This window comes from Bacillus sp. TE8-1 (assembly GCF_008368855.1).
Taxonomy (GTDB): domain Bacteria; phylum Bacillota; class Bacilli; order Bacillales; family Bacillaceae_G; genus Bacillus_A; species Bacillus_A cereus.
Genome location: NZ_QPET01000004.1, coordinates 82,046 through 98,088 on the forward strand (window position 1 = coordinate 82,046; position 16,043 = coordinate 98,088).

Below are 16,043 nucleotides of genomic sequence, written 5' to 3' on the forward strand. Positions count from 1 at the left end.
AGAATAAAAATGACAAAGACAAAATTTGAAAAAGTACTCCTCATCGTAAATCCGAAAGCTGGTCAAGGTGACTTACATACAAATTTAACGAAAATCGTACCACCTCTTGCCGCAGCTTTTCCTGATCTACATATCCTTCATACGAAAAAACAAGGTGATGCAACAAAATATTGCCAAGAGTTTGCTAGTAAAGTAGATTTAATTATCGTCTTTGGTGGTGATGGAACAGTATTTGAATGCACAAATGGCTTAGCACCTCTCGAAACTAGACCTACACTTGCAATCATTCCAGGTGGAACTTGCAATGACTTCTCTCGCACACTTGGTGTTCCGCAAAACATTGCAGAAGCAGCAAAACTTATCACAAAGGAACACGTAAAACCAGTTGACGTTGCAAAAGCAAATGAACAACATTTCTTAAACTTCTGGGGCATTGGACTCGTATCTGAAGTATCAAACAATATCGATGCAGAAGAAAAAGCAAAGCTTGGTAAAATCGGTTACTATTTAAGCACAATTCGAACTGTAAAAAATGCTGAAACATTCCCGGTAAAAATTACTTATGACGGACAAGTATATGAAGACGAAGCTGTCCTTGTCATGGTTGGAAATGGTGAATATCTTGGTGGTATTCCATCCTTTATTCCGAACGTAAAATGTGATGATGGAACACTTGATATTTTCGTAGTCAAATCAACAGGTATTCAAGCATTTAAAGATTACATCGGAAAGAAACTATTTGAAGACTCAAATGAAAATGACATCTTCCACGTAAAAGCGAAATCCATTCATATTGAAACGAAAGAAGAAAAAGAAGTAGATACAGATGGAGAAAGTTCGCTTCATACACCTTGTCACATTGAATTATTACCAGGACACTTTACGATGATTTATAATCCTGCGGTTGTGTAAAGAAAAAAACGAGTGCTAGCACTCGTTTTTTCTCTTCTAATCTAGCTATGTCGTTGAATCATTTCTTGTATTTCTTTAACTCTCTCTAAAGTAATTCCATTTCTTTGTTCGATTGCTAAAGGATGCTCGGTTGGCTCTAATTCAACATACGGTGCCGTTCCAACTTCTCTTATATGTACATTTGTTTTTAAATTTAATGTTTCTGGATAAACTCGTATTTCTACAGATAACCAACCAAAATAAGGATCACTATTTTCTCGGCCTCTCTCATCCCACTTTTCTAATACTTCATCATAACTTTCTTTACTAAGTGATACCCACACAGTCCATATGAAATTTTCGTGGTAATCCATGATAGGAATCTCTAAACAACCTCTAATAAAGTAATGCTCATCGTCCATTACGCAAAGTTCTGATGTTAAATGGAAGCGTTCCTCTCTTTCATGGGGCGCTACCTCGTAATAATAATATGGTGCTTCACTTCCGTAGCATAGAGGTAGTGCAAAACGATGCATTTGTACTTTTTCTCCGGATTTTCTTCTTCTTTTCATTTATTATTCTTTCTCCTATCCTTTTCAGTCACAATCAAACGCTACCCAATTTCTCCAATGCGTGTTAGAATCCTTCTTCACAATAATACGTGGATCTTTCTTCTCTATTGCAGCGGCTACTGATTGGAAGAATTCATTTTCACTTACTTTTTCGTCTTCAACATGTTTCCATTCTTCCGTTTCATACGCTACTTTCCAGTCGCCTTCTAAACCGAACTCTTCTAAAATTTCTCCTTTATCCCACCACAATAATTTTTGAACTTCCTCATTAGTAGCAAGCATACGCATGAAGTATGTTGGATAATGCTCTGTCGTTTGTACTTCTATTCCATTATTTATATAATCTTCTTCTGTAAATTCATATTCAAAATGATGCTCGCGAATTTTTAAACTGCCGTTATAAATATTCGGTATAAATTCACCTTCATCATCAAACAACTCATAATCGCCATTATTTAATTGTAAAATGCAATCATCACCCATTGAATGAGTAATTCTATCGCCATATACTTGAATATCATTACATACACCTAATGAACCTACACCAACAATTTGAAACACCATTAGCCAATCCTTAGTATCTTTAAAGAAAAGAGAGAATTTCACTTGTGAAATATCAATATATTCATTATCAAAGGCAGGAAATTCATACTTACTTTGCTTTTTATCTAATAGTTTTAAAATATCTTTTTGCATATGTAGCATCTTCACCTCGATATAAACAAAAATATTTTTTTAATTTCACTAGAGTATAACATAACCATACTTACCTGTGACATTCTAATAACACTACTAAAAAATAGAAGAATGGCTTGTTTGCATACTCTAGTTCTTTTTATGTACAATGAAGGAAAGAAGCACCTTCATATAAGGGAGAGGACAAACTTTGTTCAACCAACAGTTAGTTAATTTACGCATTGATTTTGCATTTAAACAATTGTTTGGTACGAATGGTAGCGAAGATATTCTAATTGCATTTTTAAATGCTATGTTACAAGAGTCTTTAGAGTCGCCCATTGCTTCTCTACAACTAGAAGATCCACATTTACACAGGGAATATGAAGAGGATAAGTTATCTATTTTAGACATTTCAGCGACATTAGACACAGGAACAAAAGTTAATGTAGAAATACAACTCAATAATAATCACGATATGGTTAAACGCAGTTTATATTATTGGGGAAGACTATACACATCTCAACTACAAAAAGGGATGCCCTACAGTGCACTTCACAAAACCATCACCATAAACTTACTAAACTTCGTAATGTTTTCGGAACACCCAGCCTTCCATACAACGAGCATATTATGGAATACACAACAACAAAAAATCCTGAGTGAAGACATAGAAATCCACATTATAGAAATTCCAAAGTTAACTGAACAATGGCATGAAGAAAAAGTAAATCCGTGGAAAGATCCATTTGTTCGTTGGCTTTTATTGCTTTCAGCAAATGAGGACGAGCACTTAACTAAACTATTGGAGGATATTGCTATGAACCAAGACCCTATTTTACAAAAAGCAATAAATAAATGGGAACGTATGAGTCAGGATTCTTCTTTCCGACAAGCCTATGACGCAAGGGAGAAAGTTTTAATGGATGAAGCAGCAAAATTCGCCCATGCAGAGACAGAAGGAATAAAAAGAGGAATGGAACAAGGAATTAAAAAAGGGCTTGAAAAAGGCATTGAAAAAGGGCTTGAAAAAGGCATTGAAAAAGGGCTTGAAAAAGGCATTCAACAGGGGAAAATTCAAATGATTAAAAATATGTATGATCTTGGTATACCACTTGAAACGATTGCTAAGGCAAGTAAATTAAGTTTGCATGAGATTGAGCATATTTTAGGACATAAATAGTGATAAAAAAAGAGCTTGAATAGTTTCAAGCTCTTTTTTTATCAAATTTCCTCAATACTATCCAATTGAGTCTTATAACACTCATCACACTCTGACCTAGTAGGAAGAATCCCTCTTTCATCAGGTAATAAAACCCTCAAAACTTCTCGATCCATCTCTACGAAAGACTTCATAATAATGGGATATCCTTCAATAATATCCGTATACTCAATCCCTTGTTCAAACTTTTTTCCGCTCTTTATTTCTTCTATTATGGTACAAAAAACACTATGCGCGACTTCAGGATCCATATTTAATGCTATTTGTAAATCTTGATGATTAAAGTTATCTCTTAGACCATGCGTATGATAATTAGCATGGATGCCATCAATATCTTCTGCTAATATGCTATGCATGTACCATCCATACTCTTGTAGCATATTTTCTTCCCATTCATCTGTATCCTCTTCTAAATCTTCATCAAACAAATTCGGATCATACCACACGTCCTCGTAATCTCCAGCAATTAAAAATCTCCAACCAGGTGGTAACCCTAAATACTTCTTTATTTCAGGTGCCCATTCATCAATATGTTGAACATGTAAAGGAAGAAAGAAATCTTCTTCTGTCCCCATTTCTTCACCAGCCCAAATGTACCAACCTGTCGTTCCGTTTTCTATAGGCATTCGTAACCCATTAATCGGAACAATACCATCTTTCACATTTTGCGCTATTCCTAATTTCAAGTCATTCGGAGATTCTACATACTCCGCTTTATATTTATCACATATACTCCTCTGTTCTTTTATGTATTTTTCCATCCTTTTAGCACACTCCCCAATTTTTGAAAGATAGATTTCTTTGCCGAAGCACTCTCTAACTTCCATACCCCACACGGATTATAAAATGGATCCTCTTGTTCATAACGATTATCTATATAATGAGATAAGAGATACACTGGAGCATCTTCTGTGAAACTAATTGTATCTCCATCTTTCAAATTAGGTTTTTCCAATATATTATGTAGGTTAAAATCATTCAATAAATCTACAGCTACTTCCGGATCTATCCCTCCGTCTAAAACAACGTCTGGTAGATTAAATGCTTGCATTCCACATGAATAATAACCGTCCTCTTCATCTCCAACTAAAGTTACAAGGTGCGAATACATCGGGAAGATTTCCTTATCCTCTGCAAGCTCTTGCCATTCTTCTTTCAAATAAGCCACACCTGCTGTTTCAACTTTTAAAGCAAGTCCACCTGCATTTAAAAGTTCCATTCCTACATCAATTACTTCTTGTAATCTCTCTGTATCGTCAACTTTTGCAATAATATACACTGTATAAGTATGCTTCTCCAACTCCTGAAGCAATTCTTCATTAAAACGCTCACCACCTGCATAGAAGAAAGCCTCTCTCAAAGAAGGGTTTTGTTCATATATATCAATTTCAAAGCCAATCTCTTTCTCCTTATGGTGCATCACATTTCCCGCTAATATATAGTTACTTTTACTCACAACTTCTTGTATTAATTCTGTTCTATCTTTCCATAAACCAGGTACTCCAATAACGATTTGTGTCTCCATCATATGCACTCCACTTCTCATCTATTTTCAATCTATTCTTTCAATCTTCCAAACTAAATTAGCTGGGATATCTTTCTCTAAAAAGGTTAACATCCATACAGTTTTTCCTTTATCATTCATCAGTAGCACTTTATGATTTAACTTCCAAGCCACTTCACTAACATGATGAAACATCTTATACATATCTTCTTCTCTAATAAGCTTTTCCTTTTTGATTAACCGCCTCGTTCTATACTCTCTTATTTCTAAGTACACGTCAGCATAAGCCACTTCATGCTGACATGTTATATTACATACGTATTTTTTATTCGGACTACTCTTTTTTATATATACGAACTCGTTTCTATAATTCAATTCTAGTATCTTATTCTTCACTTTTTCTAACTCTTCTATATCCCAATCATATTTCACAGCTAAACGCTTCATTTCCGCATGAACGATTTGAAGGGCTAATTCTTTTTTCTCTCTATCTGATAAATATGGAAAATCCCTCACACTCCCATATTCCACAAAAGCATTCATATATTCAGGGAAAATTCGATATTTCTTCTCCCACTCATCGAGTAATGAAATATCATCCACACAATGAATCAAAATACCTTTCTCATACTCCATTCTTAACTTTGGCATATGTCGACAATATAAAGAAGTAATACAGCTCGTCTCTTTACCAAAAGAGATATCTTCATCGTAGTTGCTTGTAGATGTTAACTGTAATGCTTCTATGTTTCTGGTATGCTCTTTTACTTTTAGAAAACTCAATTGTATATCTCTTATAACCGGCATTTGCTCTCTCCTCTTCGCAATACAACTATGAAATATCTTTGTTAATACGCCTTAATCAATTTCAAGCCAGCCCATTCCCATAGAAAGAAATAACAGTCCGATTACCAAAAAGAGACCCCCAGTTAAAAAATAGAATGGCGCTCCGTGCAATGGATCACTAAATAACTCTATCAAATTTCCAGCTACTACTTTCCATTTCTCTCTCTTTGAATTTTTTTCTTTTAATTCTTTTACAAATCGATAAATACTGAAACTGATTAAAGTGATACCAATTAATAAACATCCTGCTATGATAAGAATTTCCAAATGTAACACTCCATTTAAATACCATCTTCATTTACACCTCATTTTAACTAAAAAAAGCGAAAGAGAACATAATTTTCACTATGCTCTCTTTCGCTTTTTCAAAAACTGTATACCTTATTTTCATTTACTAACAACACTGAAATAAGAACGAACCGTTAAGTAATAATAACCAATATAAATAACACTATACACACCGATGCTAATTAGTAACGGAACTGCAATTTCATACGGAATAACTGTCGCTAATCCTTTTAGTGCAAATAAAGTGTGTATTATACCAACTACTAAAGGAATAAAGAAGATAAATCTCATTTGTTTTGCGATTGCCTTTTTCATTTCTTTTTTCGTGACACCGAGTTTTCAAAGGACGATGTAACGCTCTCGATCTATATGTGCTTCTGTCCTCTTTACATCCACAGTTTCTTCATTCTATTATAATTCGTGATGTTCTCTTTAAGTAACAGCATTGAGTATAGATATATTTTCTTAAAAAGAAATTCTATACTCATAAAAAAGCCTGCAGCTGTTACACTGCAGGCTTTCAAATGTTTAATAAATTGATTAAGCTAAATACGCTTGTTGTAACGCCTCTAAACCATCTTTATAAATTCCATAGAATAGATTAATTGCCTCTTCATCAGTAACCTCTACAGGAGTGAAGCTACCAGACCATTCAACTAATGATGTGTTAGCATCTTTCCCTTCTTTAACACGGATTGTAGATAAATAATTAGTTACAGGGAATGGTGCTTGCATAATTGAATATGTGTAGTAACGTTCTTTCTCATTAAATGCTTCTAAACGCTCTACAATCGCGTCGCCATCAGGATTAGCTAAATGGCGTACACGTCCGCCTTCAGTTACTTTACTGCTAGGAATATACGGTAACCAATCTGGAAGTGCATCAAAACCTCCCATTAATTTCCATACTTGTTCAGGTGAAGCTGGAATTTGAATAGATGTAATAGTCTTTGCCATGTTAATTACTCTCCTTTTTATTTAACGTTGATTGGTAGTGGTGCATTAGCTGCAACTAGTTTTTGTTCACGCATTTCTTCCCAGAACGCTGCCGGAATCACTGTTTTTAATGCAGCTTGGTCTTCTGCAATTCGTTCCGGTTTACTTGCACCTGGAATAACAGCAGCAACTGCTGGATTAGCCAATGCAAATTGTAAAGCAGCAGCTTTAATACTGATTCCATGACGATCTGCAAGGTTTTTCATTTTATTAACTTTTGCAATGATTTCTGGTGACGCTTTTTGGTATTCGAAGTGAGCTCCTCCAGCAAGAACACCTGAGCTATATGGTCCACCAACAACAATGTCCATATTGTTTTTTACAGCCGCAGGCATTACGCGTTGTAACGCACGCTCATGGTCTAATAATGAATAGCGACCAGCTAGTAAAGAAACATTTGGTTTTGCTTCTTCTAAGTCCAGCATAAGTTCAATTGATTCTACTTTATTTACTCCAAGGCCCCAGCCTTTAATTACACCTTCATCACGCAATTGAGTAAGTGCACGGAATGCTCCTGTTCGAGCAATTTCAAATTGTGAAATCCACTCATCTCCATAAAAATCTTGTGCTACGTCATGAATATAAACAAAATCTAGACGATCTGTTTTTAAACGTTTTAAACTATCTTCAATAGAACGAAGAGTTGCGTCCGCACTGTAGTCGTTGATAATTTTATTTTTACGACCAAATTCGAACAGTCCGCCTTTTTCACCTAAATCACGTGTAGATGGATCTTCCAATTCATCTGAAATAATTCGACCTACTTTTGTACTTAAGAAGTACTCATCACGATTTCTTTTCGATAGTGCTTCACCAAGACGAATCTCTGCTAAACCAGATCCATAAAGTGGCGCTGTATCAAAGTAACGAACACCATTATCCCAAGCAGCATCCACTGTTGCGATTGCTTCTTCTTCCGGAATATTGCGGTACATATTACCTAGTGGTGCCGTACCAAAACCAAGTGTACCTTTTAATAAATCTTTCATTTAAAATCTCCTCCTAAAATCTATTTAAAAATGTTTAATGAATATCAATTAATGTGACAAGGACTGGCCGATCAAAGTACGATAGTTATGAAAAATAACATAGATGCTTTTTAGCTCCTCACTACTCATTTCCCTCTCATGTATGTAATTATGTCTTATCTACAACACAATAAAAAGTACGCACTTTAAAGTGTTATAGATACAAATAAGTAACAATTTTATGTTTCAACGTATGTAGCTCCAAAATAATTTCATTTAAAATGATTTTATTAAAAAAATACGCTATTCCTGCGGAGGTAACTGTAAAAGTTATTAGTGAGAAATGAAAAATTGTTCTTATTCTTCATTAAAAAAGGCAAAAACGAACCGAAATATGTTCGTTTTTGCCTTTTTACCTTCTCTAAAATATTAAATTACATTTCGAACAAAAAGGCGCAGCATTCCCTTTTCTAATTTTCACATCACATTTTGGGCAATATACATATCGCTCTTCTATCTTTTGTCGTTCTATCATATGTAAGGATACTATTCTCATACTGCACATAATCCCAATCAATATAAGGCTAACAATAAGTAGCATACCTCTCACTCCTCCCCTCTAAATTTTACCATAAAATAACAAACCCGATTCTCTCATCAAGAATCGGGTTTATATTTACAATCCTAACTTTGCCTTCGCACCTTCAGGAATTTTCTCTATCGTTACTTGCACTTTGTCATGTAAAAACTTCCCTCTTGTAATTACATGCCAATACGAACCTTTCGGTAACTCATCAACCTCACTAATCGTAACTTCTTTTGCCTCACCTTTCTCATCATAAGCTTTCACTGTATACTCACGGCCTTTATTTCCACCTAATTCTTTTCCATCATTATCAATAATTGCGTAATGGTTCTCTAAATCAATAAATGGATTCACTCTATCAATCGTAGCACTCCCATTTAACAAATATGCCGCTCCTGCTATGATGACAAGTAATGATCCTAAAATAAATCTTTTCATCTATATTCCGCCTTTCATTATGTTTTTCTATAAGACCTTTCTAAGTATAGAGAGCATTTCTTAATAAAAACTCGTACGGTTTCTTAACTTTTTCTTAATGTAACAGGGCTTTGCATCAGCACTTCGATAAATAAAGCCATATTAATAATAAAAGGAGGCTGCCGCCTCCTTTATTTACTCATCACTGTATTTCTTTTTTGTCTGTAAAAATAAAACACACTCACAATCAATGCAATGCTCCCGCCAAAATACACACCATACTCTATCGCAACTGCTACAATTCTTTCAATATGTTGTCCAAATAAAGAACCTAGCACAAAGTAAACGAGTGTCCAAAGAAATCCTGTCGTATAAGAATACAAAGCATACGTCTTAAATGACATGTTATTCATTCCAACTAAATACGGTACAACATGTCTTACAACTGGTATGAAGTAACTTGTAACTAATGCATAATGACCATACTTCTCTACCATCTCTTGCGATTTCACAACATACTTTGCTTTTTTCTTTTTCATTAGCTTATCAAGTACTTTTGTACCAAATATTTTCCCTAATATATAGCCTAAAGAAAGTCCGGACACAACGCCTAAATACGTTAATAAAAACGCAGGAATAACATTTAATATACCTAATGAAGATACAAATCCTCCGCTCATAACAATCATTTCATCTGGAATTGGCATACCGATAATACCTAACCATAAACAGAAAAATAATGCCCAATAACCGTACTGCTCAATATAGGATAATAATTCATGTAATTCCATTATGCATACGCTCTCCTTAGCTCTTTTTTACAGCTAAAGACGTACGCTGGTGGGAAATTGAGCCACACTTTCTCTAGTGTAATTTCAGGGAAGAAATGCTGTATAAATCCTTTTTTCACAAGTGAATATTGAAATGTAATAAATTCACCATTCTCATGTATCGCTTCCATTACATTGTTTAAAATACGCTTTGAAACTTCTTCTGGTAAAGAAGTAAAAGGTAATCCCGATAAAACGTAATCCACGCATTCTATATGGAACTCTTCCATATACTTCTTTATATTTTCAGCTGAACCGTGCACAACAATGACGTTCTGCTCATCTTTAAATTTTCTCTTTAGCTCTTTGCAAAACACTTCATTAATTTCAATAAGAAGAAATATTGTTTCCTTCTTTTTTCTCTTCATAATCTCTTTCGTAAAGACCCCTGTACCAGGCCCTAACTCTACAATACATTTCGCTTTATTAAAATCAATTACATCGACCATTTTCTTTGCTAATATTTTTGAACTTGGCGCAATTGCACCAGTATGTTTCGGATGTTTCATAAATTCATGTAAGAATGTTATGAGTTGCATATAAACCTCTCCTCATTCGTTCGGTAGTTTTTAACTTGTGTCTAAGTATAACTATCGTTTCTTAATAAAAATTGAGGAAGTTTCTTAAGATTTTATGAAGAATAAAAAAACAGCTATCGCCTGTAGCGATAGCTGCCCCTTATTACTTCGCACTCACGATCTTATAATAAGAACGAACAGTTAAGAAGTAATATCCAATATAAATAGCGCCGTATACTCCGATACTAATTAGAAGCGGAATCATAATTTCAAATGGTAGTATGTTCCCTAAACCTTTTAATGCAAACAAGCTGTGCAGGATTCCGATTACTAACGGGATTGCAAAGATAAAGCTTACTTGTTTTGCAATAGCTTTTTTCATTTCTTGTTTTGTGACCCCTATTTTGTGAAGTACAACATAACGCTCACGATCAGCATTTGCTTCTGTTAATTGTTTAAAGTAAATGATAGAACCTGTTGCTAGTAAGAATACAAGCCCTAAGAACATTCCAATAAACATCATTAATCCTGTTCCTTCAAGCCCCATATGGAAACCAGTGTAGAAATCTCTAAATGATAACACCATTTCTGATTCACCAGCTGGCATCACTTTTGTTAATTTTTCCGTTAACACTTTACTGTTTTTCTCATCTTTCACATCAATATTTTTTACAATACGTGTTCCAAATGCTTGTTTCGCTTGTTCATACATTTCATCTGAAACGACAACAACTAATTCACCTAAATTTGTAATCGCAACGTCATTTGCACCTTGGATTTTTAATTGCTTCGTTTCGTTCCCAATTTGGAATACTGCTTTGTTTCCTTTATATTGTGGACTAAACTCATGTCCTTCAATATACGAACTATCATATATAAATGCTTCATCAGCAGCTACATTCACTGTTTCTGCGTCGATTTTCTTAGCAAGCTTATTAAATTCAGATTGAGACATAAATTGATATTTCTCTGAGATACTGTAGTTCATATTAAAGATGAAATCAACTTTATCTCCTTCAAACTTCCCTTTTACAGGAACTGTCTCAATTTCAAATTGATCTTTAATCGGATGATCTTTCTTCTCTTCTGCAAAAATCGCATTTACTTTCTTATCAAGCGCTGCATCTTTTTTCTCATAAGAATAGCTATATGGTGCAACTGCTTTTGATTGCGTAAATGTGTTGTAATACATCGTAACAGACGTACCAACCGCTGTTAATGTTACCGCACTTAAAATAGAAATTGTCGCAAGTGATTTTGCATTTCCTTTAATACGATATAGTAGCTGCGACGTCGTTACCATATTCATACCGTTATAAAACGATGATTTATTATTTCTTGCACGTTTCAATACGAATACTGTAAAGAACATAAATAGTAAGTACGTACCTAATACTGTCGCCAATAAAATATAAAGTGCAACTGCCATAAAGTCTGCATATTTAACTGCTTTCATGAACATTAATGCTAAAAAATAACCTGAACCGATTAAGACAACTGAAATTAATGCCATAATAACTGATCCTTTTGGCATTGCTTCTCCTTCACGTTCGGCGCGGAAAAGTTCAATTAGCTTAAATCGATAAATTAAACGATATCCTTGAAGTGATGTATATAAAATAATCACAAAGAAAATAAGTGCTGTATCAATAATGGCAGCCATCGGTACTTCAAAATGAACATTTAAGTTTAATCCCATCATGCTTACTAGCAGTTCAAGGAATAATTTTGAAAGGACACTACCAATCGCAATACCGATAATTAAAGACATTAATCCCATTAACATATTTTCATAAAAGAGCATTTTACCAATTTGTCTTTTACGGATACCTAATAACGAATATAAGCCAACTTCTTTTTTACGTTTACGTGTAAAGAAACCGTTCGAATATATAATAAACACTGCTACGAAAATGATAAGCATGACACTTGAAACTTGGAACGCTCCGCTAATTTTTTTTGAAGCTTCTGCAGCTTTTTCCATTTGTGAATTGTATTGCAATGCTTTAAATGTAAAATAAATAACGATACTAAAAATCATAGATGCAAAATATACAAAGTAGTCTTTAAAGTTCCGCTGTATGTTGCGGAGGGCAATGCTAGATAAGGTCATCAGCCATACCCCCAGAAATAGAAGACATTACATCAACAATTTTTTGGAAGAACTGTTTACGCGTTGATTCACCGCGGTGCAATTCTTTATATAGTTCACCATCTTTAATGAAAATAACTCGTTTACAATAACTTGCTGCAAATGCATCATGCGTTACCATTAAAATTGTTGAGTTATCATATTCGTTTAACGACTTCATACTTTCAAGTAAATCTGTTGCAGATTTAGAATCAAGCGCTCCAGTTGGCTCGTCTCCGAAAATCATACTTGGATTCGTAACAATCGCACGTGATGCTGCGCAGCGCTGCTTCTGTCCACCAGATACTTGATATGGGAACTGACTTAAAATATGATCAATACCGAATTTCTTTGAGATTTCAAGAACGCGGCGATCAATCTCACTCGCTTTCACCTTTGATAACGCAAGTGGTAAAGCGATATTCTCTTTCACCGTTAACGTATCTAATAAGTTATAATCTTGGAAAATGAAACCTAAATGATCGCGGCGGAATAACGCTAACTTATCGTCATTCATTTTTACGATATCTTTTCCATCAATTAAAATTTCACCATTTGTCGCATTATCAATTGTAGAAAGAACATTTAGTAGAGTCGTCTTACCAGAACCTGAAGGTCCCATAATTCCAACGAACTCACCTTCTTTTACTTGTAAGTTAATACCTTTTAACGCTGCAAATTTATTACCACCCGTGTCATATACTTTTTCAATATTTTTTGCTTCTAGCACTGTTTTCATCTCGACATCCCTCATTTCATCTATTCTCTATTTTCAACTATATACACTCTCTACTCTTGCCACTATCGATGTTTCTTACACAAACATGACAGTTATGTAAGGCACATAAGTAAAGAAATCAAAAAGTTAACGTAATGAATTAAAGTACTTTGTTACTATAACATTGGGATATCATACCATCCATTCATTCTCCTTACAGGAACATTACAATTTTGTAAGGTAAAAAATGCACCTACAAAGTTGTGCACGAAATGTCGGATGGAGCTATTTCGTTCCTGCTATTCTATGTACAGAGGAGGTCATAATATGGATTCACTTAAAAATATGAATGCTGCAATGCGCTATATTGAAGATAACCTTACGAATGAAATTGATTTTAAAGAAGTTGCGAGGCTAGCTCTTTGTTCTGAGTATCACTTTAAAAGAATGTTTTCGTTTTTAGCAGGTATATCACTATCAGAATATATTCGCTGTAGACGTCTTACTCTCGCTGCCTTTGAACTAAAAAACAGCAATGTAAAAGTCATTGATATCGCTATAAAATATGGATACAACTCACCAGATTCATTCGCTCGTGCATTTCAAAACTTGCACGGTATAACACCTTCAGAAGCCCGAAATAGTAGCCATTCTTTGAAGGCTTATTCACCAATGACCTTCCAATTATCCATTCAAGGAGGAAATGAAATGAATTATCGAATTGAAGAAAAAGAGCCATTTCGAATTATAGGTATTACAAAACGAGTACCAATCGTTTTTAATGGTGTAAATGAAGAAATTGCTTCTATGTGGAAAAGTTTAAACCCAGAGTCTATTCAAACATTAAAGTCCCTTTCAAACATTGAACCTACTGGAATTATTAGTGCCTCTACTAATTTTCCTGAAGGAAGAATGGAGGAAAAAGGCGAACTCGATCACTACATTGGAGTAGCCACAACGAAAGATTGCCCAGAGCAATTCGTACAACTTGAAGTCGCAGCTTCAACATGGGCTATATTTGAAGCTGTCGGGCCGTTTCCTGATGCACTACAAAATGTATGGGGACGTATTTATTCTGAATGGTTCCCTTCTTCGAACTATGAACTAGCGGAAGGGCCGGAAATATTGTGGAATGAACAGAAAGATATATCTTCTCCAAACTTCAAAAGTGAAATTTGGATACCGGTTTTGAAGAAGTGATAAAAAAACAAAGCTGCTCTTCCCTAAAAGGAAAAGCAGCTTTATTTACATTTTCAACTCTTCTTTATAAATACTATATGACTTTATTGTTGATACGATAATACATATTAATATGATTCCAATCCCCATAAAAATATTAAATGGATCTGGAAGCAAAGCCCCGGCATATATACAAAGTGAACCTATTACAAATACCCTCGAAGCAAATCGGTGTGTTTTCCTCCAAACTACAGGATTTTCTAATGTCCAGTCCATTCGAATGCCTACTAACCCGTTCGGCTTCGTTTGTTGCATGTAATTACCTATTACAAGAAACAATGTTCCAAGCCCAAAATTAAATGCAATTGAGCCCGATGCAATATAATTAGACGCTGCTAATAGCGCAAATAAGTTACAACCGAATCCTATTAAAAGAATTGCATAATGGACTGCGGAAAGGACTTTAGCATGCTGTTTATACTTATCTTTCGTTACATCAATATACCCAAGAGCTAGCCATATCAAATACAGCAACATCATGCTACCTATTGAAACAGAACTTGCTTCTACTTTAGAAAAATATCCATCTACTACTCCTGCCGCATTATAATGGCGTGGAATTTGTTCTGGTAAATATGGCCATACAATATACCATCCAATTGCAATGCCAATAATTAAACTCCATGGTAATACGTGTCTTTTCATCCTCTCTCCCCCATAATTTTTTATTAGGCCCCTATTTCTTTTTTATAAGCAACATAAGAATATCCCATCGTTAATCCTACTGCACCAATAATAATTCCAACCATTACGAAAGATTTCCACGCCACTGGTGCAAAAACACTTAAAATCATAATGATCCCCAATGCAACAAACACCTTTCCGCTAAAACGATGCGTTTTTCTCCACACTTCTTCGTTACTTAATGTCCACGGTGTTTTTATACCTACAAAGTAGTTTGGTTTACATTGTGGTAAATAGTTTCCGATGACTATAAATAAAATACCCACTAATAATTCCGGCACGCGATTAATGAATAAATTGTATCCTAATCCACTTGTAATAATATCTATATTCCCTACAAATAGTAGCAGTAGTATCCCGTTATTCATCATCATAAAAGCTTTAGAAAACTTCTCGTAGTTCGCTTTCTTTGGATCAATCTTTGGTAACACGTTTAGAAAAATATATAAAACAATCATAATTCCAACCATAGAAAGCATTCCATACGATTTAGAAGAATATCCATCTACTTTACCGCCGCTCCAATGCGTTGCAATTGTATCCGGTAAATGTGGCCAAGCAAACGCCCAAGCTAAACAAGTTATAACAATTAATAAGATTGCAAAAAGATGCTTTTTCATTTCCCCTCTTCCCCCTTATTCGTAAATGTAAACACCCAAGTCAATAAATCTTGAAAGACCGTTGTGTTTAAAGAGTACATAACGAATTGCCCTTTCTTTTCATCTTGAATAAGTTCAGCATTTTTAAGTGCATTTAAGTGGTGTGAAATACTTGGTTTTGTCATATTGAAATGTTCAGCAATCTCACCAGCGGTTAGATCGCCTTCTTTTAATAAGTCTAAAATTTTTCGCCTTGTTGGATCTGCTAATGCTTTGAATGCTTGATTCAATGTCTTTCTTCCTTTCGATAATTAGACATTTAGATATTTATCTAAATATTAAACCGATTACCGTTATTT

General features: G+C 34.6%; 20 protein-coding genes and 1 pseudogene. 3 read left to right on the forward strand and 18 right to left on the reverse strand.

Features of this window, described 5'->3' with window-relative positions:
- The first annotated feature begins 9 nt into the window (after positions 1-9).
- Positions 10-912 carry a diacylglycerol/lipid kinase family protein gene (locus tag DN404_RS04740; protein WP_000167902.1) on the forward strand — a complete coding sequence of 301 codons (903 nt, stop codon included), beginning with the start codon at positions 10-12 and terminating at the stop codon, positions 910-912.
- Between the two features lie 41 nt (positions 913-953).
- Here DN404_RS04740 and DN404_RS04745 read toward each other — a convergent pair whose 3' ends face one another.
- Positions 954-1,463 (reverse strand): DUF2199 domain-containing protein, encoded by a 510-nt coding sequence (locus DN404_RS04745; protein ID WP_149214775.1) that lies wholly within the window; start codon positions 1,461-1,463, stop codon positions 954-956.
- Between the two features lie 24 nt (positions 1,464-1,487).
- Positions 1,488-2,159 carry a DUF7003 family protein gene (locus DN404_RS04750; RefSeq protein ID WP_149214776.1) on the reverse strand — a complete coding sequence of 224 codons (672 nt, stop codon included), beginning with the start codon at positions 2,157-2,159 and terminating at the stop codon, positions 1,488-1,490.
- Positions 2,160-2,349: 190 nt separating this feature from the next.
- Here DN404_RS04750 and DN404_RS04755 point away from each other — a divergent pair, with 190 nt between their 5' ends.
- Positions 2,350-3,321 (forward strand): Rpn family recombination-promoting nuclease/putative transposase, encoded by a 972-nt coding sequence (locus tag DN404_RS04755; protein WP_102955973.1) that lies wholly within the window; start codon positions 2,350-2,352, stop codon positions 3,319-3,321.
- A 41-nt stretch (positions 3,322-3,362) separates the two neighbouring features.
- On the opposite strand, the gene DN404_RS04760 is transcribed toward DN404_RS04755, so the two are convergent.
- The 13 genes and pseudogenes from DN404_RS04760 to DN404_RS04820 all read right to left on the reverse strand — a co-directional run bounded on the left by DN404_RS04760 (position 3,363) and on the right by DN404_RS04820 (position 13,183).
- Entirely contained in the window at positions 3,363-4,121 is a 759-nt protein-coding gene (locus DN404_RS04760; RefSeq protein WP_000417366.1) for a DUF4262 domain-containing protein, read from the reverse strand.
- Positions 4,106-4,885, reverse strand: a complete 780-nt coding sequence (locus DN404_RS04765) for a DUF4261 domain-containing protein (protein WP_149214793.1) — start codon at positions 4,883-4,885, stop codon at positions 4,106-4,108. Before DN404_RS04765 ends, DN404_RS04760 begins: the two co-directional genes overlap by 16 nt.
- A gap of 27 nt (positions 4,886-4,912) precedes the next feature.
- Entirely contained in the window at positions 4,913-5,671 is a 759-nt protein-coding gene (locus DN404_RS04770) for a hypothetical protein (protein WP_049107527.1), read from the reverse strand.
- 51 nt (positions 5,672-5,722) lie between these two features.
- Positions 5,723-5,977 carry a hypothetical protein gene (locus tag DN404_RS04775; protein WP_000404317.1) on the reverse strand — a complete coding sequence of 85 codons (255 nt, stop codon included), beginning with the start codon at positions 5,975-5,977 and terminating at the stop codon, positions 5,723-5,725.
- Positions 5,978-6,097: 120 nt separating this feature from the next.
- Positions 6,098-6,379: pseudogene (locus tag DN404_RS04780) on the reverse strand (FtsX-like permease family protein); the annotation flags it as partial.
- A 159-nt stretch (positions 6,380-6,538) separates the two neighbouring features.
- Entirely contained in the window at positions 6,539-6,955 is a 417-nt protein-coding gene (locus DN404_RS04785; protein WP_149214777.1) for an SRPBCC family protein, read from the reverse strand.
- A gap of 17 nt (positions 6,956-6,972) precedes the next feature.
- A complete protein-coding gene (locus DN404_RS04790) occupies positions 6,973-7,983 on the reverse strand; it encodes an aldo/keto reductase (RefSeq protein WP_006929197.1) in 1,011 nt (336 codons plus the stop codon).
- Positions 7,984-8,383: 400 nt separating this feature from the next.
- Positions 8,384-8,563, reverse strand: coding sequence for a hypothetical protein (locus tag DN404_RS04795; protein WP_016123498.1), 180 nt, complete (start codon positions 8,561-8,563; stop codon positions 8,384-8,386).
- Between the two features lie 75 nt (positions 8,564-8,638).
- Positions 8,639-8,986: a YxeA family protein gene (locus DN404_RS04800; RefSeq protein ID WP_000819384.1), complete on the reverse strand. Its 348-nt coding sequence runs from the start codon at positions 8,984-8,986 to the stop codon at positions 8,639-8,641.
- A 170-nt stretch (positions 8,987-9,156) separates the two neighbouring features.
- Positions 9,157-9,756: a DedA family protein gene (locus DN404_RS04805; protein WP_000418905.1), complete on the reverse strand. Its 600-nt coding sequence runs from the start codon at positions 9,754-9,756 to the stop codon at positions 9,157-9,159.
- The gene (locus tag DN404_RS04810) at positions 9,756-10,334 is read right to left on the reverse strand and encodes a class I SAM-dependent methyltransferase (RefSeq protein WP_001176087.1); all 579 of its coding nucleotides are present in this window, start codon (positions 10,332-10,334) and stop codon (positions 9,756-9,758) included. Before DN404_RS04810 ends, DN404_RS04805 begins: the two co-directional genes overlap by 1 nt.
- A gap of 142 nt (positions 10,335-10,476) precedes the next feature.
- The gene (locus tag DN404_RS04815) at positions 10,477-12,426 is read right to left on the reverse strand and encodes an ABC transporter permease (protein WP_102955971.1); all 1,950 of its coding nucleotides are present in this window, start codon (positions 12,424-12,426) and stop codon (positions 10,477-10,479) included.
- Entirely contained in the window at positions 12,413-13,183 is a 771-nt protein-coding gene (locus DN404_RS04820) for an ABC transporter ATP-binding protein (RefSeq protein WP_000859655.1), read from the reverse strand. Before DN404_RS04820 ends, DN404_RS04815 begins: the two co-directional genes overlap by 14 nt.
- 306 nt (positions 13,184-13,489) lie before the next feature.
- Between DN404_RS04820 and DN404_RS04825 the strand changes: the two genes are divergently transcribed.
- A complete protein-coding gene (locus DN404_RS04825; RefSeq protein ID WP_149214778.1) occupies positions 13,490-14,362 on the forward strand; it encodes an AraC family transcriptional regulator in 873 nt (290 codons plus the stop codon).
- 45 nt (positions 14,363-14,407) lie between these two features.
- Here the strand turns inward: DN404_RS04825 and DN404_RS04830 are convergent, their stop codons facing one another.
- The 3 genes from DN404_RS04830 to DN404_RS04840 are packed head-to-tail and all read right to left on the reverse strand — an operon-like array spanning position 14,408 to position 15,974.
- Entirely contained in the window at positions 14,408-15,046 is a 639-nt protein-coding gene (locus DN404_RS04830) for an SdpI family protein (protein WP_149214779.1), read from the reverse strand.
- A 23-nt stretch (positions 15,047-15,069) separates the two neighbouring features.
- Positions 15,070-15,705 (reverse strand): SdpI family protein, encoded by a 636-nt coding sequence (locus tag DN404_RS04835; protein ID WP_000716363.1) that lies wholly within the window; start codon positions 15,703-15,705, stop codon positions 15,070-15,072.
- Positions 15,702-15,974: an autorepressor SdpR family transcription factor gene (locus tag DN404_RS04840; protein WP_001070523.1), complete on the reverse strand. Its 273-nt coding sequence runs from the start codon at positions 15,972-15,974 to the stop codon at positions 15,702-15,704. The genes DN404_RS04835 and DN404_RS04840 overlap by 4 nt, the downstream gene beginning before the upstream one ends.
- Positions 15,975-16,043: the final 69 nt, after the last annotated feature.